The following is a 24837-nucleotide window of genomic DNA, read 5'->3' as shown; positions in this document are numbered from 1 at the left end:
CAGAGTGTGTCTGTCGCACCCCTTGCCAGCTCGGCGGCCCAACCCAACTTCATGCAATTTGTTTCAGCCGCTGCTATGCTGCGGCCGCGTCGTAAAGCGCAAAACCCAGAACACATGCGGCCTGCAGCAGCAAGAACCCCACTTCAGCCTCATCATCAGTAAAGCGTATACCGGCTATTCGCAGTGTTGATGGCGCAGCCAGCTTCTGTTGAAGAGCCAGATGCCGCACCCTCCAAACATGAATCGGGAGCTGTCCGATGCCGACTCGCGCACCATCCATCCTCCAGGCAGTGGCCGCCGCTGCAATACTGCTGCTGGTGGTACATGGCCTCGGCCGATTTATCTTCACCCCCTTGCTCCCACTGCTTGTGGGAGACGGACAGTTCACTACCAGCCAGGGGGCATCGCTGGCTACCTGGAACTACATTGGCTACCTGATTGGTGCGCTGATCGCCATTCGCTGGCACCAGCCGGCGCAGATTGCCCGCACGGTGCCTGCGGCTTTGGCTTTGCACTGCCTTACCCTGCTTGGTCTGGCACTGACCGACCGAACAACCGGCATCTCTGTGCTGCGGCTCGGCAACGGCGTGAGCAACGGTTTGATTTTTGTCATGGTCCCCGCACTGGTCATGGAGTGGTTGGCGGCGCGCCAGCGCATCAACCTCAGCGGCCTGATATACCTTGGGGTCGGTGCAGGGCTGCTGGTTTCCGGCGTACTCGCCAACCCGCCCGGGTTCGCTCAGACCGCGGCAGCACGCTGGTGGCCTGCAGCCCTGCTCAGTCTTCCGCTGGCACTCTGGGGCGGCTGGATCATCGTGCGTCTGCGGGTTGGCGCCCAGCCAGCACCATCTGTTGCGCCAACGGCCAGCGGCCGTTCCCCGCTACTGGACAAGCAAACGCGTCCGCTGTTCTTCGCCTATGCCGGTGCCGGTCTGGGCTACATTTTGCCGATGACCTTTCTGCCGATGATCGCCAGCATTCAGCTTGGCGAGGCTCATCCAATGGTGCACCAGAGCTGGTTGATCGTCGCCTGCACGACCTTGCCCGCAGCCTGGCTGTGGAATCATCTGGGACAGCGCCTTGGTGACCAGCCAGCCCTGATGATCAATTACGCAACACAGCTTGCCAGCGTCGTTTTTGCCTTGCTGCTGCCGGGCGTATGGGGTATCGCACTTTGCTCACTGCTCATGGGCAGCAGCTTTCTCGGCGCAGTGCTGCTGACCCAGCGGCTGGGCCGCAGCCTGCAACCGCATCAGGGCCCCAGACTGTCAGCCGCCCTGATTGCGCTCTACAGTGTTACTCAGTTGATCGGCCCGTGGCTGGCCCACGAGTGGCTGGGTCGCGGCGGCGTGCTGCCGGAAACCCTATGGCTTGGCGCCGGCGCCCTGCTCTGGAGTCTGATCTGGACAGCGAAAACACCTCAGCCAGACAAATAGCCGGGAACCGCCACGCCAGTTTGGCGCTCCAAAGCTCATGACAACTGACTTGAGGAAAGGTCTATGCACCCGAAGATAACCCCGATGCTGATTGCCGGCCTGCTCGCCGCGGTCATCGCAACTCCCTCCCAGGCCAGGCAGGAGGAGCGCGGCAACGGCAACAATGGTCACTCTCCGCACCAGAGCCAGTTCCGCGATGATCGCGACCGAGATCGGGATCGACACCATGACCGTGATCATTATGAAGACCGGGACCGGGACCGGGACCGGGACCGTTACAGTCGGCCCTACGACCGTGTTGAAGAGGACGTCATTCGTCGCATCTTCCGGGATAACCGCGATCTGGTAACACGCGGCAGCAATCTGCCACCGGGCATTCGCAAGAACCTGGCACGCGGCAAACCCCTGCCTCCGGGCATAGCGAGGCAACTGGACCCGCGCTTGGCCGATAGACTGCCCCACTATGACGGCTATGAGTGGCGACAGATCGACCGCGATGTCGTTCTAGCAGATGTAACCACCGGCGTTATTGAATCGATCATCTACGACGTTCTCGACTGACCTGCCCTGCAGGCGGGCATCACGGCCCGCCATGTCGCTACCTCTCCGACACAGTCACCCTGATATCCAGCACGCTCAATCAGCCAGATAGATGGATGCTATTTCCTTTGACAATCATTCTCATTCAAATTAGCATGCACCTATTGTCAGCCATGGCTGTTCAGGAGTGATTGCATGTACGTATGTCTCTGCAAGGGTGTAACCGACAACCAGATCAAGGACGCCATCGCTGGCGGGGCCTGCTCGATGCGCGACCTGCGCAATGATCTTGATGTGGGTACGCAGTGCGGCAAATGCGCCCGTGACTGCAAATCGCTGCTGAATGAAACACTTACCGCGCAAGCTTCCGCCGGCATGGCCACAGGTCAATTCATTGCCGCCTGATGGCGACTCTCATTATCGCCTGATAATCATTTTTAACGCCTTTCTTTTCAAGCACTTAGATTTGACAACCTGCTAGCGCCAGCCCACACTGCAGGACTGAATAGTCCAGAGGGCAGCGCTATGAAAGGCGACAAAAAAGTCATCCAGCACCTGAACACCGTCCTCGGTTTTGAACTGATTGCCATCAACCAGTACTTTCTGCACGCCCGCATGCTGCAGGACTGGGGCCTGGAAAAGCTCGGTGACAAGGAATACCACGAGTCGATTCACGTCATGAAGCACGCGGATCGGCTGATCAAGCGTATCCTTTTCCTGGAAGGCCTCCCCAACCTGCAAGACCTTGGCAAGCTGAAGATCGGCGAAAACACCAAGGAAATCCTCGACTGTGATCTGAAACTGCAGATGCAGGCTCTGCCGGCACTGAAAGAAGCGATTGCGTTCTGCGAGACCGCGGGCGACTACGGCAGCCGTGAAGTCTGTGAAGACATTCTCGAAGCAGAAGAAGAGCACGTCGACTGGCTGGAAACCCAACTGAGCCTGATCGAAGCTGTTGGCCTGGAAAATTATCAGCAGTCCCAGATCGGCTGAGTAAAGCCCTCCCCCTGCAGCACCGTCGAGAGGTGCTGCTTGCCTTGAATTGATCCCGGTCAAACTCTCACGCTCGAGATCAACTATGCTCATATCTCCACCTCACTGCCTGGTCAAGGAGGAGTTATGAGCACCATGCGCGCAGCCGTGTTTGTTGAACCCGGCAAAATCGAACTCCAGCAACGCCCCATTCCTGACATCGGGCCTACCGACGCCCTGCTCCGCGTTACCACCACGACGATCTGCGGTACCGATGTCCATATTCTCAAGGGTGAGTATCCGGTGCGACCGGGGCTGATCGTTGGTCACGAACCCGTCGGCATCATCGAAAAGCTGGGCAGCGCCGTCACCGGTTACGAGATCGGGCAGCGCGTCATTGCCGGCGCCATCACCCCCTGTGGGCAATGCCATCCGTGCCTTGACGGGCATTCCAGCCAATGTGGCGGGCAAGCCATGGGTGGCTGGCAACTGGGTAACAGTATTGACGGCTGCCAGGCCGAGTATGTGCGCATCCCCAACGCCCAGGCCAACCTCACCCCCGTACCCGACGGACTGAGCGACGAACAGGTGCTGATGTGCCCGGACATCATGAGTACCGGCTTTGGCGGAGCGGAGAGTGGTCATATCCGCATTGGCGATACAGTGGCGATATTTGCCCAGGGACCAATCGGCCTATGCGCAACCGCTGGCGCAAAACTGATGGGCGCAACCCGCATCATCGTCGTAGATGGTGTGCCCGAGCGGCTCGCGGTCGCCCGCCAGCTCGGCGCCGATATCACCATCAACTTTCGGGAGCAGGATCCGGTGCAGCGCATTCAGGAGATTACTGGCGGCGCAGGCGTGGACGTTGCCATTGAAGCACTGGGCACCCAGCAGACCTTCGAATCCTGTCTGCGCTCGCTGAAACCCGGTGGCACCCTTTCCAGCCTGGGAGTCTACTCGGGGAAACTGTCCATGCCGCTCGATGCATTTGCCGCCGGCCTGGGAGATCACAAGATCATTACCACGCTCTGCCCCGGGGGCAAGGAGCGCATGCGCCGCTTGATGGCGGTGGTCGCCTCCGGCCGAGTAGACCTGACGCCCATGGTCACCCATCGTTTTGCACTGGATGACATCGTCGAGGCCTATGACCTCTTCAGCCACCAACGGGACGGCGTACTTAAAGTCGCAATAACGCCCTGAAACGACAAAGGCCGGAATAACCCGGCCTTTGTTGTCCGCCCCCGCCACTCAGAGCGTGGCCAGAATCGCCTCAAGTGCGGCACCCGGCTCATCGGCACGGGTAATCGGTCTCCCGATGACCAGATAGCTGCTGCCATTTTCCAGCGCCTGGGCGGGCGTCACAATGCGCTTCTGATCGTCAGCTGCACTATCAGCCGGGCGGATGCCCGGCGTTACCAGCAGGAAGTCCTCACCCAGTGCACCGCGCAGCGCGCGCGCCTCACGTGCTGAACAGACCACACCGTCGAGACCACAGTCCTGGGTCAGGCGCGCCAGACGCTGTACCTGGACCATCGGCTCAATATCGACTCCGACTTCCTGCAGGTCTTCCTGCTCCAGGCTGGTCAGAATGGTCACCGCTGTCAGCAATGGGCGCTGGCCACCGCGGCGCTCCAGAATATCGCGGCAGGCTTCCATCATCCTTCGACCGCCGCTGGCATGAACATTGACCATCCAAACCCCCAGCTCGGCGGCAGCGCGAACGGCGCTGGCGGTCGTGTTGGGGATATCATGAAACTTGAGATCCAGAAAAACCTCAAACCCCAGACGCTGCAGCGACTCGACAACTGCCGGACCGGCACTGCTGAACAGCTCCTTACCCACCTTCACGCGACATTTTCCCGGGTCCAGCGCCTTAGCCATCTCCAGGGCTGCATTCGCCTCAGGAAAATCAAGGGCAACGATAATAGGGCTGGTAGTCGGCATAACATATTTCCTGTTGGTAATAACATTTTTCGGCAGACATCAGGTCAGCTCATGACCTTTCAGCGGCTTGACCGTAGACCATTGCTGGCAGCCTGGACATTGCCAGTGCAACTTGATACCGGAAAAACCGCAGTGCTCACAGCGGTATTGCGGCCGAGCGCGCTGAAGCGTTTCCAGCAACCGACGAGAGGCTGACACACCGGTCTCGGAGTCACACTCATCCCCCAGTCTCAATAATCCCAGCACACCGCCCAGCGAGGGCCGTCGCTCAAGGTGTTGAAGCAGGAATCGCTCTGCCGCTTCCCGGCCCTCAGCTCGTCGCATGTGCTGCGCACGGGCCAAGAGTATTCTGACCGGCGGCGAGCCCGCCTGGCCGAGCGCCTGATCCAGATAGTCAGCCAAATTCAGCGCGCCATTATCCGCACAGCGCTCCGCCAACGCCAGCACCTCGGGCACAAAGTCGGGAGAATCGGCGGCGACTCGACGCAGCAACCCGGGTAGCGCCTTGAGATTACCCAAACGCTCCTCCAGCTCTGCCAGAAGGATAAGCGCCCGAACGCATCCGGCATCTACCTTTAAGGCGGCCTGCAACCAGCTACGGGCTTGCTCGAATTCTCTGGAGGCCAGGGCCACAACCGCCATCTCGCAGTGATATTGCGCCAGCGTCACGGCAAACCGCGGCTGCTCACGCAGCAATCTGCGCCCGATAGCAATAGCCTGCCGCCATTCATGCTGCTGCTCGTAGACCGTAACCAGATCACCCAACGCCTCGGCGCGCAAGGACGATCTGGAATCGGCCAATGCCTCAAGCAAGCGTTCAGCACGCTGGTGCATGCCAACGGCCAGATAATCCCTTGCCAGCTCAAGCTGGACACGGTCCGCCTGCAGAGCGGTGAGATTTGGCCGCGCCAGCAGATTCTGATGCACCTTGATCGCCCGCTCCACATCACCACGCTGGCAAAACAGCTTGCCAATAGCGATATGTGTCTCGACAGTTTCCGGATTGACCTCCAGGGCGCGAATAAAGGTCTCAATCGCCTCGTCCGGCTGCTCATTCAGGAGGTAATTCAGGCCGATAAAGTACTGCCGATCGACAGCACTCCCGTGAGGCTTGAGCATAAAGCCCACCTTGATCGCCTCCCTGCGGCCCAGAAACCAGCCTATGGCAAGGGCCAGCACAAACAGGCCCAGGAACATCAGTTCCTGCATGGGATCAGCCTTTGACAGCTTGAGTGCGCAGCTTATCTATTTCCTTGCGGTAGCGATTGAGCTCATTGCTTTGCACCATCAGCTTCAAACGCAGACGCGTGGTGATCAGCCAGCCAACGAAAATGCCCAGCACACTGCCGAGGATGAACGAAAGAACAACATAGAGGGAGAGAGGAAGAGCAGGAGACTGCATTTCGAGAAACTGCAGCGAAATGCTTTGCTGGTTTTCCAGCATGAAATCCATGGTTGCCAGTGCGACCAGCAGGAAAACCAGGATCAGCAACACGCGCTTTAACCACAGCATGTGAGACGACTCCGCATCCGTTGAGTGTTTGCGAAGTATAACCCAGGGTGTCGGCGGCGAGGTATGGGATCAGGCGTTTTCGAGCGACTCGTTAACCCGGTCACGTAACTCCTTGCCTGGCTTGAAGTGAGGAACGAACTTGCCGTCCAACTCGACAGAGTCTCCGGTTTTCGGGTTACGACCGACCCGAGGCGCTCGGTAATGCAGCGAGAAGCTGCCAAACCCGCGAATCTCGATACGCTCCCCGGTAGCCAGTGCCTGGGACATATGCTCCAGCATGGTTTTTATTGCCAACTCGACATCCTTCGCCGACAGCTGCCCCTGCTGCTCGACAATGCGCTCGATCAACTCCGACTTGGTCATGGTTTTCCCTTTCTTATCAAGCGAGTAGACTCGTTTTACAAGGTTGTACCATGCTTGACTAGGTTTGAACAGCCTGTTAAGCGAAGCGCTTGCGCGCTTCGCAGCTGCAAGCTGCAAGCTGCAAGCTGCAAGCTGCAAGCTGCAAGCTGCAAGCTGCAAGCTGCAAGCTGCAAGCTGCAAGCGTAATCAGGATGCGTTGCCTTACCGGGCTATCAAGTCTTTTCTATAAGCCTTCTCACGTATTCATAATCCTCAGAGAATCCGCGCAACTGGCAAGCCAGGGTTTTACTTGAAGCTTGCGGCTTGCGGCTTGTGGCTTGTGGCTTGTAGCCGCTCTAACGGGCGGGCACAAAAAAGGGCGACCGAAGTCACCCTTTTTTACAGCTGGAAAGGCTTAGTTGCCCTTGCCTTCCATCTGCTGCTTGATCAGATCACCAATGGTGGTCGGACCAGCGGCCAGCATTTCCTGCTTACGCAGATCCTGCATGGCTTCTTTCTCGTCTTCAACGTCCTTCGCCTTGATGGACAGGCTGATAACGCGGCTCTTGCGGTCGACACCAATGATCTTGGCTTCGACTTCATCGCCAACGTTCAGAACGTTGCGAGCGTCTTCGATACGGTCACGGCTGATTTCGGAGGCTTTCAGAGTGCCTTCGATGTCGTCGCCCAGAGTGATTACTGCACCCTTGGCATCAACTTCCTTGACGGTACCGGTGATGATGCTGCCCTTCTCGTTCAGGGAAACGAAGTTGGAGAACGGATCGTCTTCCAGCTGCTTGACGCCCAGGGAGATACGCTCACGCTCCGGATCAACAGACAGGATGACAGTCTCGATCTCGTCGCCTTTCTTGAAGCGACGTACCGCTTCTTCGCCAGCTTCGTTCCAGGAGATGTCGGACAGGTGAACCAGACCGTCGATGCCGCCATCCAGACCGATGAAGATACCGAAGTCGGTGATGGACTTGATGGAACCGGAGATCTTGTCGCCCTTGTTGAACTTGCTGGAGAACTCTTCCCACGGGTTCATCTTGCACTGCTTGATCCCCAGGGAGATACGACGACGGTCTTCGTCGATGTCCAGAACCATAACTTCCACTTCGTCGCCAACGTTGACAACCTTGGACGGGTGGATGTTCTTGTTGGTCCAGTCCATTTCGGAAACGTGAACCAGGCCTTCAACGCCTTCTTCCAGCTCGGCGAAGCAGCCGTAGTCGGTCAGGTTGGTGACCTTGGCGGTAACGCGAGTGCCTTCCGGATAACGACCGGTGATAGCAACCCACGGATCTTCGCCCAGTTGCTTCAGACCCAGAGAAACGCGGTTGCGCTCGCGGTCGAACTTCAGGACCTTGACGTCGATCTCGTCGCCAACGTTGACGATCTCGGACGGATGCTTGATACGCTTCCACGCCATGTCGGTAATGTGCAGCAGGCCATCGACGCCGCCCAGGTCGACGAACGCACCGTAATCGGTGAGGTTCTTGACGATACCCTTGACGACTTGACCTTCCTGCAGGGTTTCCAGCAGGGCTTCGCGCTCGGCGGAGTTCTCGGCTTCCAGGACAGCACGACGGGAAACGACAACGTTGTTGCGCTTCTGGTCCAGCTTGATGACCTTGAATTCCAGTTCCTTGTTTTCCAGGTGGGTGGTATCACGTACGGGACGTACGTCAACCAGCGAGCCCGGCAGGAACGCACGGATGGTGTTGACGTCGACGGTAAAGCCACCTTTGACCTTGCCGTTGATGACGCCCTTGACGACTTCTTCTGCAGCGAAAGCAGCTTCGAGGACCTTCCACGATTCGGCGCGCTTGGCCTTCTCGCGGGACAGCTTGGTTTCACCGAAACCGTCTTCAACGGCATCCAGTGCAACGTGCACCTCATCACCCACAGCGATGGTCAGTTCGCCCTGCTCGTCCAGGAACTGATCACGCGGGATGACACCCTCTGATTTCAGACCGGCGTGAACGGTGACCCAGTCGGAGTCAATGTCCACAACGATACCAGTGATGATGGAGCCCGGCTCCATATCAAGGGTTTTTAGGCTTTCTTCAAAAAGTTCGGCAAAGCTTTCGCTCATTTGGAATCCTGTAAATTAAGTATTTGGGATGCTACCGCATAGCCGCTCAAGAGCGCGCTGTGCAGCCACTGTCCCGCCACGCCACCAGCTTGCGTGGGTTGATTATCTCAATGCGCCTTCCGGTGTCGCTGGTTGCCCGGAAAGTACCAACTGATCAGCCCAGCAAATTGCGCTCAAGCGCCATTGCGTGGACTGTTTCAAGTACTTCTTCGATGCCCATCTGCGTGGAGTCGATCTGAATGGCATCGTCCGCTGGCTTGAGCGGAGCGACGCTGCGATTCATATCGCGCTCGTCACGGGCGACGATCTCATCTAGAAGACTCGCCAGATTAGCAGTTTCGCCCTTTTCGAGCAACTGCCGATGACGACGGGACGCGCGCTCCTGGGCGCTGGCTGTCAGATACACTTTTAGCTGGGCGTCGGCGAAGACCACCGTTCCCATATCACGACCGTCCGCGACCAGACCGGGTGCCTCACGAAACGCACGCTGACGCTGCAGCAGGGCGTCGCGCACGGCCGGCAGCGCCGCAACCTGAGAGGCGCCAGCGCCGACCGCTTCGGTGCGAATAGCCCGGCTGACGTCCTCACCTTCCAGAATAATCTGCTGCTCGCGCCCGTCCTCGGCAGCAACAAACTGCACGTCCAGGTGCGCAGCCAAGGCCTCAAGCGCGGCTTCGTTGGTCAGGTCAACCCCGTGATTGCGGGCGGCAAATGCCAGCAAACGATACAGCGCCCCCGAGTCGAGCAGATTCCAGCCCAGTCGGCGGGCCAGCAGACCGGCAATGGTTCCCTTGCCTGAGCCGCCGGGGCCGTCGATGGTAATGACGGGGGCCTGTTGATCAATCACGCGCTTTCCTCCAGTTGGACTTTCATGCCGACCGACTGCGCCAGTTCGACAAAGCCCGGGAACGACGTTGCCACGTTGGCGCAGTCCTTGATGTAAATGTCACCGGTGGCGCGCAGCGCGGCTACCGAGAACGACATCGCAATACGATGGTCTCCGTGGCTTTCAACGCTGCCACCGCCAATCGGGCCGCCGTCGATGATAATGCCATCCGGAGTCGGCTCGGCCTTGACGCCCAGCGCCTGCAGACCATCAGCCATGACCTGGATCCGGTCCGACTCCTTGACCCGCAGCTCTTCGGCGTCACGCAGGATAGTGCGCCCTTCGGCGCAGGCTGCAGCAACAAACAACACCGGGAACTCGTCGATTGCCAGCGGCACCTGATCCACCGGGATATCGATGCCTTTTAGCGGAGCGTAACGCACGCGAATATCGGCAACCGGCTCACCACCTACTTCGCGCTCGTTCAGCAACTCCAGGTTGCCGCCCATTTCGCGCAGGATGTTGATGATGCCGATGCGAGTCGGGTTGATGCCGACGTGCTCGAGCGTCAGATCCGCGCCCTCGCAGATGCTGGCGGCCACCATGAAGAACGCCGCAGAAGAAATATCTGCCGGCACGTCGATACGACAGGCAGTCAGCTTGTGACCTGACTCGATGGTGACGGTATCGCCATCGACTTTGACCGGATAACCGAAGCCCTTGAGCATGCGCTCGGTATGATCACGGGTCGGCGCCGGCTCGGTCACGGACGTGGCACCGGAAGCATACAGGCCGGCCAGCAGAATGCAGGACTTGACCTGCGCACTGGCCATCGGCATCTGATAGTCCATACCCATCATGCGACTGCCACCCTTGATGCGCAGCGGCGGACGACCTTCATCACCGGTTTCGATCTGCGCACCCATCTCGCGCAGGGGCTTGGCCACCCGCCCCATCGGGCGCTTGGACAACGACGCATCGCCGGTCAGCACGGTGTCGAACTCCTGCCCCGCCAGCAGGCCGGAAAGCAGGCGCATGGAAGTACCGGAGTTACCCAGATACAGCGAGCCCGGCGGCGCCTTCAGGCCGTGCAGACCCACACCATTGATCGTGACTCGACCATGATGCGGACCTTCGATAACCACACCCATATCGCGAAATGCCTGCAGTGTTGCCAGGCTGTCCTCACCCTCGAGAAAACCCTCAACCTCGGTCACACCTTCGGCCAGGGAGCCGAGCATGATGGAGCGGTGGGAAATGGATTTATCGCCCGGCACGCGAATGCGGCCGCTCACCTGCCCGCCAGGGCGCGCGATGAAATTGAATTCTTTGCTTTGCATAGGTTCCATGTAAGCCCTGCGGGCCAGAATAGTGCTGAAATGCTCTCGTGCCGACTTGGCTCGGGTAAACACACCGAGCAGCGTGTTGGCATCGCGGGTTTCCACCGCCTCACGCAGCCGACCCAGATCCTGAGTAAAGGCGTCCAGGCTGCGAAGTACCGCATCCCGGTTGGCCAGAAACACATCGCGCCACATCACCGGATCACTCGCGGCAATGCGGGTAAAGTCCCGGAAACCACCTGCCGCGTATCGGAAAATCTCAAGATTCTCGTTACGCGACGCCAGCGTATCGACCAGCGAAAAGGCCAGCAGATGCGGCAGATGACTGGTGGCCGCCAGGACTTCGTCATGGTCGGCCAGTGACATCTGCTCCACATCGGCACCCAGCGCCTGCCAGCAACGCTGCACCAGCTCGATAGCACTATCGGCCGTCTGCTCCAAAGGCGTCAAAATGACCTTATGATGACGAAACAGATCGGCGCGGGACGCTTCCACACCGCTCTTTTCAGAACCGGCGATCGGATGTCCCGGCACGAAGTTGGCTGGCACCTGTCCAAAAACCTCTTCTACCGCCAGCGCAACCGCACCCTTGGTACTTCCCACATCGGTCATTACCGCCTGACCGAGATCCATCGCAGCCAACTGGGCCAGCACCGCGCGCATGCCCAGCACTGGCACGGCCAGCATGATCAGATCGGCACCCCGGACGGCTTCCGCCAGATCTGCAGTCGTACTGTCAACCACACCAAGGGGAACAGCCTGACGACGGGCAACCGGGTCCAGATCACAACCAATGACTTCCCGGCAAAGGCCGCTCTCGCGCATACCCTTGGCAAAAGAGCCGCCAATCAGCCCCAGACCGATAACAGCCAGGCGCCCGATTATCGGCGTGCCCTGTGACAGCGTGGTTACGTTAGACACGCGCCAGCACCTGCTTCAGGGCATCGAGAAAACGCTGGTTTTCGGCCGGCAAGCCTATGGTCACGCGCAGGTAATTCGGCATGCCGTAGTTGGCCACCGGCCGCACGATCACACCCTCACGCAGCAGCCCCTGGAACACCGGCGCAGCCTCGCGCCCCAGATCAATAGCCAGGAAGTTGCCACGGGACGGAATCCAGCTCAGCCCAAGCGCGGCACATCCTTCTTCCAGCTGCTGCATGCCAATACGGTTGATGCGGCGACTTTCGATCAGGTACGCCTCGTCCTCCAGGGCAGCCAGCGCAGCGGCCAGCGCGAGGCTGTTGACATTGAACGGCTGACGCACCCGATTCAGTGCATCGGCAATTGCCGGGTGGGACAGGCCGTAGCCCACACGCAGCGCTGCCAGACCGTAGGCCTTGGAGAATGTGCGCGACACCAGCAGGTTGCTGTAGCGCCCGAGATAGTCGACACCGTTGGGAACATCGTCGGTTTCAACGTATTCGGTATAGGCCTCGTCCAGCACGACTATCACGTTCTCGGGTACGCGATCCAGAAACGCTTCCAGCGCATCGCGCTCAATCCAGGTACCGGTCGGATTGTTCGGGTTGGCGATAAAGACCACGCGGGTAGACGGCGTGATGGCCGCCGCCATGGCGTCCAGATCATGCCCCCAGTCCTTGGCCGGCACCGATACTGCCCTGGCACCCACCGCCTGGGTCACAATCGGATACACCGCAAAGGCATGATCACTGAACACCACTTCATGTTCAGGCCCCACGAAGGCACGCGCAACCAGCTCAAGAATATCGTTGGAACCGTTGCCCAAAGTGATACCGGCCGTATTCACCCCCGACTTCGCCGCCAACGCCTGCTTCAATGCAAAGCCGTTACCGTCCGGATAACGAGTCAGCTCCGGCAACGCAGCGGCAATGGCCTCCCGCACCGCCGGGCTGGGACCCAGCGGGTTCTCGTTACTCGCCAGCTTGACGATATCCTGAGGGCGCAGCCCAAACTCGCGCGCCAATTCCTCGACCGGCTTACCCGGCACATAGGGGGACAGCTTCTGTACGCCTGGACGCGCCAGGCTGAGAAAATCGCAACTCATAGAACACAAGCCTCAAGCTACAAGCAGCAAGCTTCAAGTCACACCAGGCCGCAGTTGCTTGCAGCTTGCGGCTTGCAGCTTGTCGCTGATGATTTAGAGCACCGCCTTCGGATACGACCCCAGCACCTTGAGTGCTACCGAGTCGTCGTTGATCTTCTCCAGCACATCCTTGATCAACGGATCGTGCTGATGACCGAAGAAATCGATAAAGAACACATAGGTCCACTTGCCGCTGCGCGACGGGCGGGTTTCGATGCGACTGAGATCAATACCGTTGGAGTGGAACGGCTCCAGCAGATGATGCAGAGCACCCGGCTTGTTGCGCATGGAGACGATGATCGATGTCTTGTCGTCGCCGGTCGGCGGAACCTGCTGGTTACCGATGATCAGAAAGCGCGTGGAGTTGTCCGGGCGATCTTCGATCTTCTCGGCCAGACGGGTCAGACCGTAGAGGTCGGCCGCCATATCGCCGGCGATCGCCGCCGAGTTCCACTCGCCCTTGACCCGCCGCGCCGCATCGGCGTTGCTGGCAACCGCAACGCGCTCGACATTCGGATAGTGGGCATCGAGCCATTTGCGACACTGGGCCAGCGACTGGGCGTGGGAGTAGACGCGGGAAATCTTGTCGGTCTTGGTGTTCTCACCCACCAGCAGATGGTGGTGTATACGCAGCTCCACTTCACCGCAGATCACCAGATCGTGCTCAAGGAAGCTGTCCAGCGTGTGATTGATCGCGCCTTCGGTGGAGTTCTCTACCGGCACCACACCGAAATGCACCGCGCCTGCAGCAACTTCACGGAAGATCTCGTCGATTGCCGCCATCGGCACACTGACCACCGAGTGACCAAAATGCTTGAGCGCAGCCGCCTGGGTAAAGGTGCCTTCCGGGCCGAGGTAGGCCACACGCAGCGGCTCTTCAAGCGCCAGACAGGCCGACATGATCTCACGGAACAGACGGGCCATTTCTTCGTTATCGAGCGGCCCCTTGTTCAGCTCCATGATGTGCTTGAGCACCCAGGCTTCACGTTCGGGGCGATAGAACACCGGCTTGACACCAGGTTCCAGCGCCTTCTGCTTGACCTGAGCGACCGTCTGCGCACAGGTTGCGCGCTCACTGATCAGGTCAAGAATCTTTTCATCAATGGTGTCGATGCGCTTGCGCAGCGCCTTCAACTGATCTTCATCAGACATGAGTATCAACCGTGCTGCTGTTCGAACTCGGCCATATAGGCCACCAGAGCGTCAACCGCCGCTTGCGGCACCGCGTTGTAGATGGAGGCACGCATGCCGCCCACCGAACGGTGACCCTTCAGGTTCAGCAGGCCGCGCTCTTCAGCGCCAGCCAGGAAGGGTTTGTCCAGGCGATCATCGGCCAGACGGAACGGGATGTTCATCCAGGAGCGATCGGCCACGTTGATCGGGTTGGTGTACAGCTCGCTGGCATCAATCGCCGAGTACAGGGCTTTCTGCTTGGCATCGTTGACGCGCTTGACCGCCTCCAGACCGCCCTGCTCCTTCAGCCACTGGAAGATCAGGCCAGACAGGTACCAGGCAAAGGTCGGAGGCGTGTTGTACATCGAATCGTTCTTGGCGGCGACGGCATAGTCCAGCATGGTCGGACAGCTGGCACGCGCCCGACCCAGCAGGTCTTCACGCACGATCACGACGACCAGACCGCTCGGGCCGATATTTTTTTGCGCACCGGCATAGATCATGCCGAATTGCGATACATCAACCGGGCGCGACAGGATGGTCGAGGACATATCCGCCACCAGCGGCACCTCGCCGGTCTGCGGCACCCAGTTGAACTCGAGCCCGCCGATGGTTTCGTTCGGGCAGTAATGCACGTAAGCCGCATCAGCGGACAGCTGCCATTCGTTCTGACCGGGAATCGCGAAGTAATCGTATGACTTGGCGCTGCCGGCGACATTGACGTTACCGAACCGCGACGCTTCCTCGATGGCCTTGCGCGACCAGATACCGGTATCGATATAGTCCGCACTGCCCCCCTCGGGCATCAGGTTCAACGGGACCTGGGCAAACTGCTGACTGGCGCCGCCCTGCAGGAACAGCACCTTGTAGTTGTCAGGAATGGACATCAGGTCGCGCAGGTCCTGTTCGGCCTGCTGGGCTACCGAGACGAACTCGTCGCTGCGGTGGCTCATTTCCATGATCGACAGGCCCTTGCCCTGCCAGTCAAGCAGCTCGGCCTGAGCCCGCTGCAGCACCGCTTCCGGCAACGCGGCCGGCCCTGCACAGAAATTGAACAGACGCTTACTCACGATTACTCCTGATCATCCACGGGTTGCTGCTCATCACCTGCCGGGAGCTGGGCCTCGCCGTCGGCGGCCGCCTCACCTTCCAGCTCAACATCTTCTTCGTCTTCGTCAGACGGTTCCTGCACGCGCTCCAGACCGACAAGCTTCTCTTCCGGTGCCAGGCGGATCAGCATCACGCCCTGGGTATTGCGCGACAGGCTGGATACCTCGCTGACCCGGGTCCGCACCAGCGTACCCTGATCGGAAATCAGCATGATTTCCTCACCGTCAACTACCTGTACGGCACCAACCAGCGGGCCATTGCGCTCGTTGGACACCATGGCGATGACGCCCTGACCACCACGGCCGCGTCGGGGGAACTCTTCCAGAACCGTACGCTTGCCATAGCCGCGCTCGGAAGCGGTCAGAATCTGTGCTTCGCGCTCCGGAATCAGCATCGAGATCAGGCGTTGACCGGTCGGCAGGCGCATACCACGCACACCGCGGGCAGTACGCCCCATGGTGCGCACGTGGCGCTCCTTGAAGCGAATGACCTTGCCGCCGTCGGAGAACAGCATGATGTCGCGCGAACCATCGGTGATGGCTGCAGCGATCAGGGTGTCGCCTTCTTCCAGACGCAGCGCGATAAGGCCGTTGCTGCGCGGACGGCTGAACTGCACCAGCGGTGTTTTCTTCACGGTACCGCGCGCGGTTGCCATAAAGATGTAGGCGCCGGTAGGCTCATCGCTGTCGTCATCGTCGCCATCTTCAGCATCAGCGTCATCGGACTCGACCTCAACAGCCTCGCCTTCGATCACACTGTTTTCATCATCCAGCTCTTCGCCTTCCTCGGCACTCTGTTGCTGCAACGCTTCCAGATCAATCTGCAGCATCGCGGTAATCCACTCGCCCTCTTCCAGCGGCAGCAAATTCACCAGCGGACGGCCGCGCGCGGTGCGCGAAGCCTCAGGAATTTCGTAGGTTTTCAGCCAGTAAACCTTACCGCGGCTGGAGAACAGCAGCAGCGTGGCATGACTGTTGGCAACCAGCAGGTGCTCGACGTAGTCTTCATCTTTCACACCGGTCGCCGCCTTACCGCGACCACCACGGCGCTGAGCCTGGTAATCGGTCAGCGGCTGGCTCTTGGCATAGCCACCGTGGGAAATGGTCACCACGCGCTCTTCTTCGGTAATCAGATCAGCGATGGTCAGATCCATGCGCGACGCAACGATCTCGGTACGACGCTCGTCGCCGAAGGCTTCCTTGACCTGTTCCAGCTCTTCAACGATGACTTCCATCAGACGTTCATGGCTGTTGAGAATGCGCAGCAGCTCACCAATCTGTTCCAGAATCTGCTGATACTCGGTGAGCAGTTTTTCGTGTTCCAGACCGGTCAGGCGATGCAGGCGCATGTCGAGAATCGCCTGGGCCTGTTCGGCAGACAGGTAGTACTGACCATCGCGCAGGCCGAATTCCTCACCGAGCCCGTCAGGGCGGCAGGATTCGGCACCCGCACGTTCGACCATTTCGATCACCGTGCCCGGCGCCCAGGCAGTCGCCAGCAGGCGCTCCTTGGCTTCGGCCGGGGTCGGCGACTGCTTGATCAGCTCGATCACCGGATCAATGTTGGACAGCGCAACCGCCTGACCTTCGAGGATGTGACCGCGCTCACGGGCCTTGCGCAGCTCATACACGGTACGGCGGGTAACCACCTCGCGGCGGTGGCGCACGAACGCCTCCAGCAGCTCCTTGAGGTTCAGGATCTTCGGCTGGCCATCGAGCAGGCCGACCACGTTGATGCCGAAAACACTCTGCATCTGGGTCTGGGCATAAAGGTTGTTGAGTATCACCTCGGGCACTTCGCCCCGGCGCAACTCGATTACCACGCGGATACCGTCCTTGTCAGACTCATCGCGCAGCTCGGTAATACCCTCAAGCTTCTTCTCTTTTACCAGTTCGGCGATCTTCTCGATCAGACGCGCCTTGTTGAGCTGGTAGGGCAATTCGGAAATCACGATCTGCTGGCGACCGCCAACCTTGTCGATATCTTCGATATGGCAGCGAGCACGGACGTAAATGCGACCGCGCCCGGTACGGTAGGCCTCAACGATGCCCGCACGACCATTGATGATACCGGCGGTCGGGAAGTCAGGCCCCGGAATGAACTCCATCAGCTCGTCGATGCTGATATCGGGATTGCTGATCACCGCCAGACAGCCGTTGATCACTTCGGTCAGGTTGTGCGGCGGGATATTGGTCGCCATACCGACGGCGATACCACTGGAACCGTTGACCAGCAGGTGCGGAATCTTGGTCGGCAGGACGTCTGGAATCTGCTCCTTGCCGTCGTAGTTGGGTACCCAGTCGACGGTTTCCTTGTCCAGATCGGCCAACAGTTCATGGGTCAGCTTGGCCATCCGCACTTCGGTGTAACGCATTGCTGCCGCGTTATCGCCATCGATGGAACCGAAGTTGCCCTGACCGTCGACCAGCGGATAGCGCATGGAAAAGTCCTGCGCCATACGCACGATAGTGTCGTATACGGCAGAGTCACCGTGCGGGTGGTACTTACCGATCACGTCACCAACAACACGGGCCGACTTCAGGTACGGCTTGTTCCAGTCGTTGCCCAGTTCGCTCATCGCGTACAGCACGCGACGGTGCACCGGCTTGAGGCCATCGCGCACGTCCGGCAGTGCCCGTCCGACAATTACGCTCATCGCATAATCCAGATAGGACTGCTTCAGTTCGTCTTCGATATTGACTGGAAGGATCTCTTTGGCCAGTTCACCCATGAAACGGCATTCCTTTTATTGTCGGCAACCCATTGATGCCAAAAGCATTAGTCACATGCGCAAGGAGGACGAACACGCCGACCAACCCGCACCGCAGGCCGAGGCCCGCAGCGGGACGCGTCCCGCCCGATCAAAGCGGCAGAGGATACCACAGACAACCCGCAGGCGGGAGCATGAAGCACACCTGCGCCAGCGTCTCAGTGCAGCTGACGCACACTCATCAGATTGGCAATTTTGCCCTCGTCCGGTTGCTCGATAATGCCCTTTTCAGTGACGATCGCGTCTATCAACTCGACCGGCGTCACATCCAGCGCCATCTCCCCGCCGCCGAACCCACCGGGCGCAGCTCCTCCCAACTGATCCGGCCTCAGATCATCAGCATCAGGCAAACTCGAATCAATGGTGGCTGTGGATGCCACCACCATAAAACGCAGACCGTGGTGCATTGCCAGAATGGCCAGCGCGTAGCTGCCCAGTGGACCGATCACGTCGCCATTGGCCGCAATTTTCTCCGCACCAACCACCACCCAGGTAACCCCGTCATATTTCATCAGCCGCCCGGCTTCGACGTCGGCATGCAAGGAGGCAGATACCCCGTCACGCACAAGCTCGAAGACACCCGCCTCCGCGTGCGGCATGGTTGAACGGGCCTCGTTGACCAGCACCTCGCCCACCAGCCCTGCCGCACTTGCAGAGCGCACTACCCCATAGGTGGTGCCACCACCGCCACCGGACAGGTCGCCACCATAGCCATGCAGCATGATCCGATGAACAGATGCCTTGTGGCGCCGCAACAGCTGCACCCCGAGCCGCGCCATGACCTGATTGGCCTCACGATCGGCGGCCTGAATAGCCTGGGCTGCCTGCAGCAACCGCAGCGCCATGTCATCCCCCGACCTGGAACTGACAACCGTTTGGCGCATGATGCCCAGCGCCCACTGCAATGCCGCTGCCATCGGCTGTATCGCCGCCAGTTCATCCATCAGCGGCTGCAATACTTCCATCCAGGCAACCGGAGGAACCGGCCTGCGCGCAGCCAGCGCCAGCGCATAGGCTGCAGCGATCCCCAGCGCAACCCCTCCGCAGACGGCGCCATCACGCATCAGAACCAGCACCTCGGCCGGCGCCGAGCAGGTAGCAACTGCCGGCTGACCATCAAGCGTGCGCAAATCCAGCACCCGGAGCTTTCCCTCGGGCAACCAGACCAGGCCCTGCAACGGATGGTCTACAGCTACGGTCTCTACATGCAACATGAGCGAATCCCCTATTCCGATGCGGCGGCCTGTCAGCAACCGCCGCCACTTTCACGCTGCATTTGCGCACCACCAGCAGGTATACTTGCCGACCATGATGCAAGGTGAACTGAACATGACCACGCTGCCCCGCGAGCTCGATCTGCTGATCGTGCCACGCTGGATCGTGCCCGTTGTCCCGCACGGCCAGGTCCTTGAAAATCATGCCCTGGCAGTCCATCAGGGGCGCATCGTCGGCATTGTGCCGGTGGCCTCCGCCAACGCGTTGAATCCGCGCGAGCGACGCGACCTGCCAGACCATGTCCTGATTCCGGGCCTGATCAACGCCCATGGCCACGCAGCCATGACGCTGTTCCGTGGCCTGGCCGACGATCTGCCGCTGATGACATGGCTGACAGACCATATATGGCCCGCAGAAGGCCGCTGGGTCAACGCCGATTTTGTCCGTCTGGGCACTGACCTTGCGATTGCCGAGATGCTGCGCGGCGGCACAACCTGTTTTTCCGACATGTATTTCTTCCCGGACGTAGCCGCGGCCGCCGCAATGGATGCGGGTATCCGGGCCCAACTGTGCTTTCCGGTCATAGATAATCCGATCCCGGGTGCACGCAATGCTGAAGAGGCCATTGCCAAGGGATTGCGCCTGCGCGATGACACCCGTCACAACGGCCTGATCAGCGTCGCGTTCGGCCCACACGCACCCTATACCGTCGGCGATGAGAACCTGACCCGCATCCGCACCCTGGCGGACGAACTGGACATGCCGATTCACATGCATCTCCACGAGACTGCCGGCGAGGTAGCCGACGCGGTAGCGCAGACCGGCCTGCGCCCGTTGCGTCGCCTGCAACAGCTGGGTCTGCTAAGCCCGCGTCTGCAGGCCGTGCATGTCACCGAGATCAACGACGAAGACCTCGACCTGCTGGTCGAGCACGGTGTCCAGCTGATCCACTGCCCCGAATCAAACCTGAAGCTGGCCAGTGGCATGATGCCGGTTCAGCGCCTGCTGGACGCCGGCCTGAATGTGGCGCTCGGCACCGACGGCGCCGCCAGCAACAATGATCTCGACATGCTTGGCGAAATGCGCACCGCTGCCATGCTGGCAAAGATCGTCGCCGGCGCCCCGACCGCGCTGGACGCCCACAGCGCCCTGCACATGGCCACGCTCGCCGGCGCACGTGCACTTGGACTGGACGAGGAAACCGGCTCCATCGAGGTCGGCAAGGCCGCCGACCTGACCGCTGTCAACCTGTCCGGTCTGGCCCAGCAGCCGCTCTATCATCCCGTGTCCCAACTGCTTTATACCTGCAGCGCCAGTCAGGTCAGTGATGTCTGGGTTGCCGGGCGCTGCAAGCTGCGTGACGGACAACTGACCGAAATCGATCCACAACCCATTCTGCAGCAGGCTCGCAGCCTGGCTGAACTCATCGCCAAAGGGGATACCCATGAGTCTTAACGTCGATCGCGCCGAAATCGCCAAGTTTGAAGCGTTGGCCAGCCGCTGGTGGGACCGCAACAGCGAGTTCAAACCACTGCACGAAATCAACCCGTTGCGTACCAACTGGATCGATGAGCGCGTTGGTCTGGCGGGCAAGAAGGTACTGGATGTAGGTTGCGGTGGCGGCATTCTGGCCGAAGCCATGGCCCAGCGCGGCGCCCAGGTCACCGGCATCGACATGGGCGAAGCGCCGCTGGCCGTGGCCCGCCTGCATCAGCTCGAATCCGGCGTCAGCGTCGAATATGAACAAAGCACCGCTGAAGAGTTCGCCGAGCAACACGCCGGCACCTTTGACGTAGTGACCTGTCTGGAGATGCTGGAGCACGTACCCGACCCGGGCTCGGTCATTCGCGCCTGCACCCGCCTGCTCAAACCCGGCGGCCAGGTGTTCTTCTCGACCATCAACCGCAACCCCAAGTCATTCCTGTTCGCCATCGTCGGCGCAGAATACGTCCTGCGCATGCTGCCGCGCGGCACTCACGAGTTCGCCAAGTTCATTCGTCCGGCCGAGCTGGGCGGCTGGATTCGTGACGCCGGGCTGGACCTTCAGGACATCACCGGCCTGACCTACAACCCGCTGACCCGCACCTACAAACTCGGCAGCGACGTCGACGTGAACTACATGGTCTACTGCCAGCTGGGAGCCGACGCCTGATGCTCAGCGGCGTTCTGTTTGATCTGGACGGCACCCTGCTGGACACCGTTGACGACTTCATGGCCGTCATCGACGCCATGCTGGACGACCACCAGCGTCCACGCGTGGCACCGGCGCTGATCCGCGCACAGGTATCCGACGGCTCCATCGGCATGCTGTCGGCCGCCTTTGCCACGCGCCCGGGCGAGCCCGGCTTTGATGTCCTGCGGGAGGAATTTCTCAGTCGCTACGAGCAGGCCTTGAGCGTGCACACCCGACCGTTCCCCGGCATCCTGCCGCTGCTCGACTGGCTGGAAGCCGAGGGCCTGCCCTGGGGCGTTGTGACCAACAAGCTGAGTCGCTTCAGCATACCGCTGATGGAACAGATTGGTCTGGCCGAGCGCTGCGCCAGCCTGGTCTGCCCGGATCAGGTCAGTCGAGGCAAGCCGCACCCGGAACCGGTGCTCAAGGCCTGCGCCGAGCTAGGCGCCGATCCGCAACGCTGCGTCTTCATAGGCGACCACCTGCGCGATATTCAGGCGGGCCAGGCCGCCGGACTGACAACCATAGCCGCACTCTACGGCTATCTGCCGCCAGACGAAGACCCTGCAAGCTGGCAGGCTACCCACAGTGTTCAAACCGCCAGCGATCTGCAGCCCTGGCTGCGCGGCCGGCACAACCCGGAGACAATGCATGTTTGACTATACCGCCCCCGCCGACCTGCTGGCCGGACGCGTGATTCTGATTACCGGCGCCGGCGATGGCATCGGCCGCGCCTGCGCGCTGAGTTGTGCCGTCCATGGCGCGACAGTTGTGCTGGTGGGCCGTACCCAGAGCAAACTGGAAGAGGTATACGACGCCATCGAGGCAGCCGGTCATCCGCAACCGGCGCTGTGCCCGCTGAATCTGGAAACAGCAACGGAAAAGGACTACGAAGACCTGGCCGACCAGCTGTTCGATACCTTCGGCAAACTCGATGGCCTGGTACACAACGCCGCCGAACTCGGGCCGCGCACCCTGCTGGACAACGTCAAGGCGGATGCCTGGATGCGGGTAATGCAGGTCAACGTCAATGCCCCCTTCCTGCTGACCAAGGCCATGATGCCGCTGCTGCGTGCGTCCAGTGATGCGTCGATCGTCCTGCTGTCCTCCAGCGTCGGTCGCAAAGGTCGCGCTTACTGGGGCCCCTACGCGATCAGCAAGTTCGCAGTGGAAGGCATGATGCAGGTTCTGGCAGACGAACAGGACGGCACCAGCAACATCCGGGTCAATAGCCTGAACCCGGGGGCCACCCGCACCCGCATGCGGGCCAAGGCATACCCGAACGAGCCGGTAGAAACCAATCCGGCGCCGGATGCCATCATGCCCGCATTTCTCTATTTGCTCGGCCCCGATAGCCAGGATTGCAATGGTCAGGCGATCAACGCCCAGTAAGACGGGATATTGACGATCCCTTGCCGCGCCACCATCGCCGCCCCGGTCGAGGGCGGCATTTTTTTGCCGCAAGCAGCCATAGCCCAGAACAAACAAAGCCTAAGGCATTGATTATAAAGAACTTTAAATAATGGCACATTGATTGCTTTACCCACCTTGTCAGTAGACTAGCGGATAAAGCAATCATGCCAGTTCAGGGAAATACCATCGACTTCGACTCGGCGCGCGTAAAGCTCGGTCAAACCTGCTCGCAGCGACGTCGCAACGGCAAGCCCAATGTCACCCTGCAGGACACCCGACGCGAGTTGACCCAAACGCTGCAAACCAGCCTTGAGCTTGAGCGCGTGCTGGGCATGTTTTACGACGCCTTGCGCGAGCTGCTGTATATCGATGGGCTGGAGTATCGCCATACCGGCGCAGCCAGCCCGATTCTGCATGGGCACTACGGAATCCACCGCTGCAGCTATCGCATGTCGCACGCCGGAGATTACCTGGGAGAACTGCAATTGAGTCGTCAGACGCGGTTCGACGAGGCTGAGCTCGTCAGCATTGAGGGACTGCTGGCCACCCTGCTGTTCCCCCTGCGCAACGCACTTCTCTACCGAGAAGCTCTGACCTGCGCGCTGAACGATGCGCTCACCGGTGCAGGCAACCGGCTCGCGCTCAACCAGAACCTGGAACGCGACATTCGCAGCAGCAAACGCAGCGGGCAGCCGCTCTCACTGCTGGTACTGGATGTTGACCACTTCAAAAGCGTCAATGACAACTATGGCCACGCATACGGAGATGAGGCGCTAAAGGCCGTAGTCGACTGCGTCACGGCGACATTGCGAAACGTAGACGGGCTTTATCGATTGGGCGGCGAGGAATTCGTGGTCCTGCTGAACAACACTGACGCCGACGCCTGCAACCTGGTAGCCGAGCGCATCCGACAATCGATTGAACAGCTGCAGTTCCAGATTGACGGCCAGCCACTGCCAATGACGGCCAGCCTTGGCCATGCCACGCTGCGCCCCACCGACGACGCACGCAGCCTGCTGGATCGCGCAGACCAGCGCATGTATGCGGCAAAGCGCAATGGCCGTAACCGGGTTGTCGGGGAGGAGTAGGAAGCAGCGGGGCGACGAGCGCCGCCCCGTCCAGACTCAGTGAGTCTGTGCCGGCTTGTTCGCCAGATAGTCTTCAAACAGCAGATTGGCATTGCCCAGCGACATCAGGTGGGCGTAAACCCAGCCGAGGAACCCGGCCTTGTTCAATGCCAGGACTTGCTCGTCAGCCAGTGCCAGGAAGCGCTCTTCATCAACGGCGTGGAAGTCCTTCAGGACAAAACTCTCGCCACTGACATGGGTCAGCTTCAACGTACGCGGTACCAGCAGATCCATTTCTCGCAGCATTGCAACAAACTGGCGGGTGCGCTGCATTTCGGCGGTGAAGTTCTGCAGGAACTGGATCATCTCGTCCAGATAGGGGCTGTTCTCGCCGGACTCGGCAAACAGCTCACGGCCTTCCTCTTCGTTCCAGCCGGCATAGGCCTCATCAAAGCAAACCGTAAACTCATCGTTGTCCGATTGAGCAAGCACAAAAGGATAGCGACGAATGAACGCGGGCACGTATGTGTTGCTGCGCCACTGCCCGGAATCGCCAACGAAACTGTTCAATCCCTGTTTTAGGCCCATCAACGCAATCGGACTGAGCCCATCACCTTCACCGATAAACACAATGGGATAACTGCGTGCAGCCTGGAAAAATTCCAGACCAGCCAGCGGCACAATGTGCGTGCCTGCGGCAAACTCGCAACCCTTATCGGTTTTCAGCTTGAGCGCCTTGTGCTGATCACGATTGAGCGCCTTGATTTCCTTGTAAAGCAACAACGTTGACATCCTTCTACTCCCTGTCCGGACTTGGGTCCGGTTATTTCGTTTTTT

The 24837-nt window shown here is 60.0% G+C and carries 23 protein-coding genes; 10 read left to right on the top strand and 13 right to left on the bottom strand.

Annotation, left to right across the window (positions count from 1 at the left end):
* Window positions 1-257: 257 nt before the first annotated feature.
* The 5 genes from O5O48_RS11800 to O5O48_RS11780 all read left to right on the top strand — a co-directional run bounded on the left by O5O48_RS11800 (window position 258) and on the right by O5O48_RS11780 (window position 4151).
* A complete protein-coding gene (locus O5O48_RS11800) occupies window positions 258-1436 on the top strand; it encodes a YbfB/YjiJ family MFS transporter (RefSeq protein WP_228246071.1) in 1179 nt (392 codons plus the stop codon).
* 63 nt (window positions 1437-1499) lie between these two features.
* Window positions 1500-1997 carry an anti-virulence regulator CigR family protein gene (locus O5O48_RS11795; protein WP_269687088.1) on the top strand — a complete coding sequence of 166 codons (498 nt, stop codon included), beginning with the start codon at window positions 1500-1502 and terminating at the stop codon, window positions 1995-1997.
* A gap of 174 nt (window positions 1998-2171) precedes the next feature.
* Window positions 2172-2381, top strand: a complete 210-nt coding sequence (locus tag O5O48_RS11790) for a bacterioferritin-associated ferredoxin (RefSeq protein WP_228246073.1) — start codon at window positions 2172-2174, stop codon at window positions 2379-2381.
* Between the two features lie 120 nt (window positions 2382-2501).
* Window positions 2502-2969, top strand: coding sequence for a bacterioferritin (gene bfr / locus O5O48_RS11785; protein ID WP_233048160.1), 468 nt, complete (start codon window positions 2502-2504; stop codon window positions 2967-2969).
* 126 nt (window positions 2970-3095) lie between these two features.
* Window positions 3096-4151, top strand: a complete 1056-nt coding sequence (locus O5O48_RS11780) for an NAD(P)-dependent alcohol dehydrogenase (RefSeq protein WP_233048161.1) — start codon at window positions 3096-3098, stop codon at window positions 4149-4151.
* A 48-nt stretch (window positions 4152-4199) separates the two neighbouring features.
* Here the strand turns inward: O5O48_RS11780 and pyrF are convergent, their stop codons facing one another.
* The 12 genes from pyrF to O5O48_RS11720 all read right to left on the bottom strand — a co-directional run bounded on the left by pyrF (window position 4200) and on the right by O5O48_RS11720 (window position 19346).
* The gene (gene pyrF / locus O5O48_RS11775; RefSeq protein ID WP_269687087.1) at window positions 4200-4895 is read right to left on the bottom strand and encodes an orotidine-5'-phosphate decarboxylase; all 696 of its coding nucleotides are present in this window, start codon (window positions 4893-4895) and stop codon (window positions 4200-4202) included.
* Between the two features lie 39 nt (window positions 4896-4934).
* A complete protein-coding gene (gene lapB, locus O5O48_RS11770; protein ID WP_269687086.1) occupies window positions 4935-6104 on the bottom strand; it encodes a lipopolysaccharide assembly protein LapB in 1170 nt (389 codons plus the stop codon).
* A gap of 4 nt (window positions 6105-6108) precedes the next feature.
* Window positions 6109-6390, bottom strand: a complete 282-nt coding sequence (locus O5O48_RS11765) for a LapA family protein (protein WP_269687085.1) — start codon at window positions 6388-6390, stop codon at window positions 6109-6111.
* A gap of 87 nt (window positions 6391-6477) precedes the next feature.
* Window positions 6478-6771 (bottom strand): integration host factor subunit beta, encoded by a 294-nt coding sequence (gene ihfB, locus O5O48_RS11760; protein WP_088273773.1) that lies wholly within the window; start codon window positions 6769-6771, stop codon window positions 6478-6480.
* A gap of 394 nt (window positions 6772-7165) precedes the next feature.
* The gene (gene rpsA, locus O5O48_RS11755) at window positions 7166-8848 is read right to left on the bottom strand and encodes a 30S ribosomal protein S1 (RefSeq protein ID WP_088273772.1); all 1683 of its coding nucleotides are present in this window, start codon (window positions 8846-8848) and stop codon (window positions 7166-7168) included.
* 154 nt (window positions 8849-9002) lie between these two features.
* Window positions 9003-9692 (bottom strand): (d)CMP kinase, encoded by a 690-nt coding sequence (gene cmk / locus O5O48_RS11750; RefSeq protein ID WP_088273939.1) that lies wholly within the window; start codon window positions 9690-9692, stop codon window positions 9003-9005.
* Window positions 9692-11935 carry a bifunctional prephenate dehydrogenase/3-phosphoshikimate 1-carboxyvinyltransferase gene (locus O5O48_RS11745; RefSeq protein WP_228246078.1) on the bottom strand — a complete coding sequence of 748 codons (2244 nt, stop codon included), beginning with the start codon at window positions 11933-11935 and terminating at the stop codon, window positions 9692-9694. Before O5O48_RS11745 ends, cmk begins: the two co-directional genes overlap by 1 nt.
* Window positions 11928-13040 carry a histidinol-phosphate transaminase gene (hisC, locus tag O5O48_RS11740; RefSeq protein WP_269687084.1) on the bottom strand — a complete coding sequence of 371 codons (1113 nt, stop codon included), beginning with the start codon at window positions 13038-13040 and terminating at the stop codon, window positions 11928-11930. The genes O5O48_RS11745 and hisC overlap by 8 nt, the downstream gene beginning before the upstream one ends.
* 93 nt (window positions 13041-13133) lie before the next feature.
* Window positions 13134-14231, bottom strand: coding sequence for a prephenate dehydratase (gene pheA / locus O5O48_RS11735; RefSeq protein ID WP_228246080.1), 1098 nt, complete (start codon window positions 14229-14231; stop codon window positions 13134-13136).
* 5 nt (window positions 14232-14236) lie between these two features.
* Window positions 14237-15322, bottom strand: a complete 1086-nt coding sequence (serC, locus tag O5O48_RS11730) for a 3-phosphoserine/phosphohydroxythreonine transaminase (protein ID WP_228246081.1) — start codon at window positions 15320-15322, stop codon at window positions 14237-14239.
* 2 nt (window positions 15323-15324) lie between these two features.
* The gene (gene gyrA / locus O5O48_RS11725; protein WP_228246082.1) at window positions 15325-18093 is read right to left on the bottom strand and encodes a DNA gyrase subunit A; all 2769 of its coding nucleotides are present in this window, start codon (window positions 18091-18093) and stop codon (window positions 15325-15327) included.
* Between the two features lie 197 nt (window positions 18094-18290).
* Window positions 18291-19346 carry an S-methyl-5-thioribose-1-phosphate isomerase gene (locus tag O5O48_RS11720; protein WP_233048165.1) on the bottom strand — a complete coding sequence of 352 codons (1056 nt, stop codon included), beginning with the start codon at window positions 19344-19346 and terminating at the stop codon, window positions 18291-18293.
* 115 nt (window positions 19347-19461) lie between these two features.
* Here O5O48_RS11720 and O5O48_RS11715 point away from each other — a divergent pair, with 115 nt between their 5' ends.
* The 5 genes from O5O48_RS11715 (at window position 19462) to O5O48_RS11695 (ending at window position 24021) form a co-directional block, all read left to right on the top strand.
* Window positions 19462-20802 (top strand): TRZ/ATZ family hydrolase, encoded by a 1341-nt coding sequence (locus tag O5O48_RS11715; protein WP_233048166.1) that lies wholly within the window; start codon window positions 19462-19464, stop codon window positions 20800-20802.
* Window positions 20792-21499, top strand: a complete 708-nt coding sequence (ubiG, locus tag O5O48_RS11710) for a bifunctional 2-polyprenyl-6-hydroxyphenol methylase/3-demethylubiquinol 3-O-methyltransferase UbiG (RefSeq protein ID WP_228246085.1) — start codon at window positions 20792-20794, stop codon at window positions 21497-21499. The genes O5O48_RS11715 and ubiG overlap by 11 nt, the downstream gene beginning before the upstream one ends.
* Window positions 21499-22179: an HAD family hydrolase gene (locus tag O5O48_RS11705; RefSeq protein ID WP_228246086.1), complete on the top strand. Its 681-nt coding sequence runs from the start codon at window positions 21499-21501 to the stop codon at window positions 22177-22179. Before ubiG ends, O5O48_RS11705 begins: the two co-directional genes overlap by 1 nt.
* Window positions 22172-22912, top strand: a complete 741-nt coding sequence (locus O5O48_RS11700; protein ID WP_269687083.1) for a YciK family oxidoreductase — start codon at window positions 22172-22174, stop codon at window positions 22910-22912. Before O5O48_RS11705 ends, O5O48_RS11700 begins: the two co-directional genes overlap by 8 nt.
* A 185-nt stretch (window positions 22913-23097) precedes the next feature.
* Complete coding sequence (locus O5O48_RS11695; RefSeq protein ID WP_228246088.1) at window positions 23098-24021, top strand: GGDEF domain-containing protein; 924 nt, start codon at window positions 23098-23100, stop codon at window positions 24019-24021.
* A gap of 36 nt (window positions 24022-24057) precedes the next feature.
* On the opposite strand, the gene O5O48_RS11690 is transcribed toward O5O48_RS11695, so the two are convergent.
* Window positions 24058-24792: a SapC family protein gene (locus O5O48_RS11690; protein ID WP_088273761.1), complete on the bottom strand. Its 735-nt coding sequence runs from the start codon at window positions 24790-24792 to the stop codon at window positions 24058-24060.
* Window positions 24793-24837 lie beyond the last annotated feature (45 nt).

Source organism: Halopseudomonas sp. MFKK-1, from assembly GCF_027474385.1.
GTDB classification, from domain to species: domain Bacteria; phylum Pseudomonadota; class Gammaproteobacteria; order Pseudomonadales; family Pseudomonadaceae; genus Halopseudomonas; species Halopseudomonas aestusnigri.
The sequence above is the reverse complement of the archived record's forward strand: the minus strand, read 5'-3'. Positions and strand labels throughout refer to the sequence as shown.

Bases quoted from the DNA above. Each gene is read 5' to 3' on its own strand.
- O5O48_RS11800 (WP_228246071.1), top strand. From the start codon at position 258: ATGCCGACTCGCGCACCATCCATCCTCCAGGCAGTGGCCGCCGCTGCA.
- O5O48_RS11795 (WP_269687088.1), top strand. From the start codon at position 1,500: ATGCACCCGAAGATAACCCCGATGCTGATTGCCGGCCTGCTCGCCGCG.
- O5O48_RS11790 (WP_228246073.1), top strand. From the start codon at position 2,172: ATGTACGTATGTCTCTGCAAGGGTGTAACCGACAACCAGATCAAGGAC.
- bfr (WP_233048160.1), top strand. From the start codon at position 2,502: ATGAAAGGCGACAAAAAAGTCATCCAGCACCTGAACACCGTCCTCGGT.
- O5O48_RS11780 (WP_233048161.1), top strand. From the start codon at position 3,096: ATGAGCACCATGCGCGCAGCCGTGTTTGTTGAACCCGGCAAAATCGAA.
- pyrF (WP_269687087.1), bottom strand. From the start codon at position 4,895: ATGCCGACTACCAGCCCTATTATCGTTGCCCTTGATTTTCCTGAGGCG.
- lapB (WP_269687086.1), bottom strand. From the start codon at position 6,104: ATGCAGGAACTGATGTTCCTGGGCCTGTTTGTGCTGGCCCTTGCCATA.
- ihfB (WP_088273773.1), bottom strand. From the start codon at position 6,771: ATGACCAAGTCGGAGTTGATCGAGCGCATTGTCGAGCAGCAGGGGCAG.
- rpsA (WP_088273772.1), bottom strand. From the start codon at position 8,848: ATGAGCGAAAGCTTTGCCGAACTTTTTGAAGAAAGCCTAAAAACCCTT.
- hisC (WP_269687084.1), bottom strand. From the start codon at position 13,040: ATGAGTTGCGATTTTCTCAGCCTGGCGCGTCCAGGCGTACAGAAGCTG.
- pheA (WP_228246080.1), bottom strand. From the start codon at position 14,231: ATGTCTGATGAAGATCAGTTGAAGGCGCTGCGCAAGCGCATCGACACC.
- gyrA (WP_228246082.1), bottom strand. From the start codon at position 18,093: ATGGGTGAACTGGCCAAAGAGATCCTTCCAGTCAATATCGAAGACGAA.
- O5O48_RS11720 (WP_233048165.1), bottom strand. From the start codon at position 19,346: ATGTTGCATGTAGAGACCGTAGCTGTAGACCATCCGTTGCAGGGCCTG.
- O5O48_RS11715 (WP_233048166.1), top strand. From the start codon at position 19,462: ATGACCACGCTGCCCCGCGAGCTCGATCTGCTGATCGTGCCACGCTGG.
- ubiG (WP_228246085.1), top strand. From the start codon at position 20,792: ATGAGTCTTAACGTCGATCGCGCCGAAATCGCCAAGTTTGAAGCGTTG.
- O5O48_RS11705 (WP_228246086.1), top strand. From the start codon at position 21,499: ATGCTCAGCGGCGTTCTGTTTGATCTGGACGGCACCCTGCTGGACACC.
- O5O48_RS11700 (WP_269687083.1), top strand. From the start codon at position 22,172: ATGTTTGACTATACCGCCCCCGCCGACCTGCTGGCCGGACGCGTGATT.
- O5O48_RS11695 (WP_228246088.1), top strand. From the start codon at position 23,098: ATGCCAGTTCAGGGAAATACCATCGACTTCGACTCGGCGCGCGTAAAG.
- O5O48_RS11690 (WP_088273761.1), bottom strand. From the start codon at position 24,792: ATGTCAACGTTGTTGCTTTACAAGGAAATCAAGGCGCTCAATCGTGAT.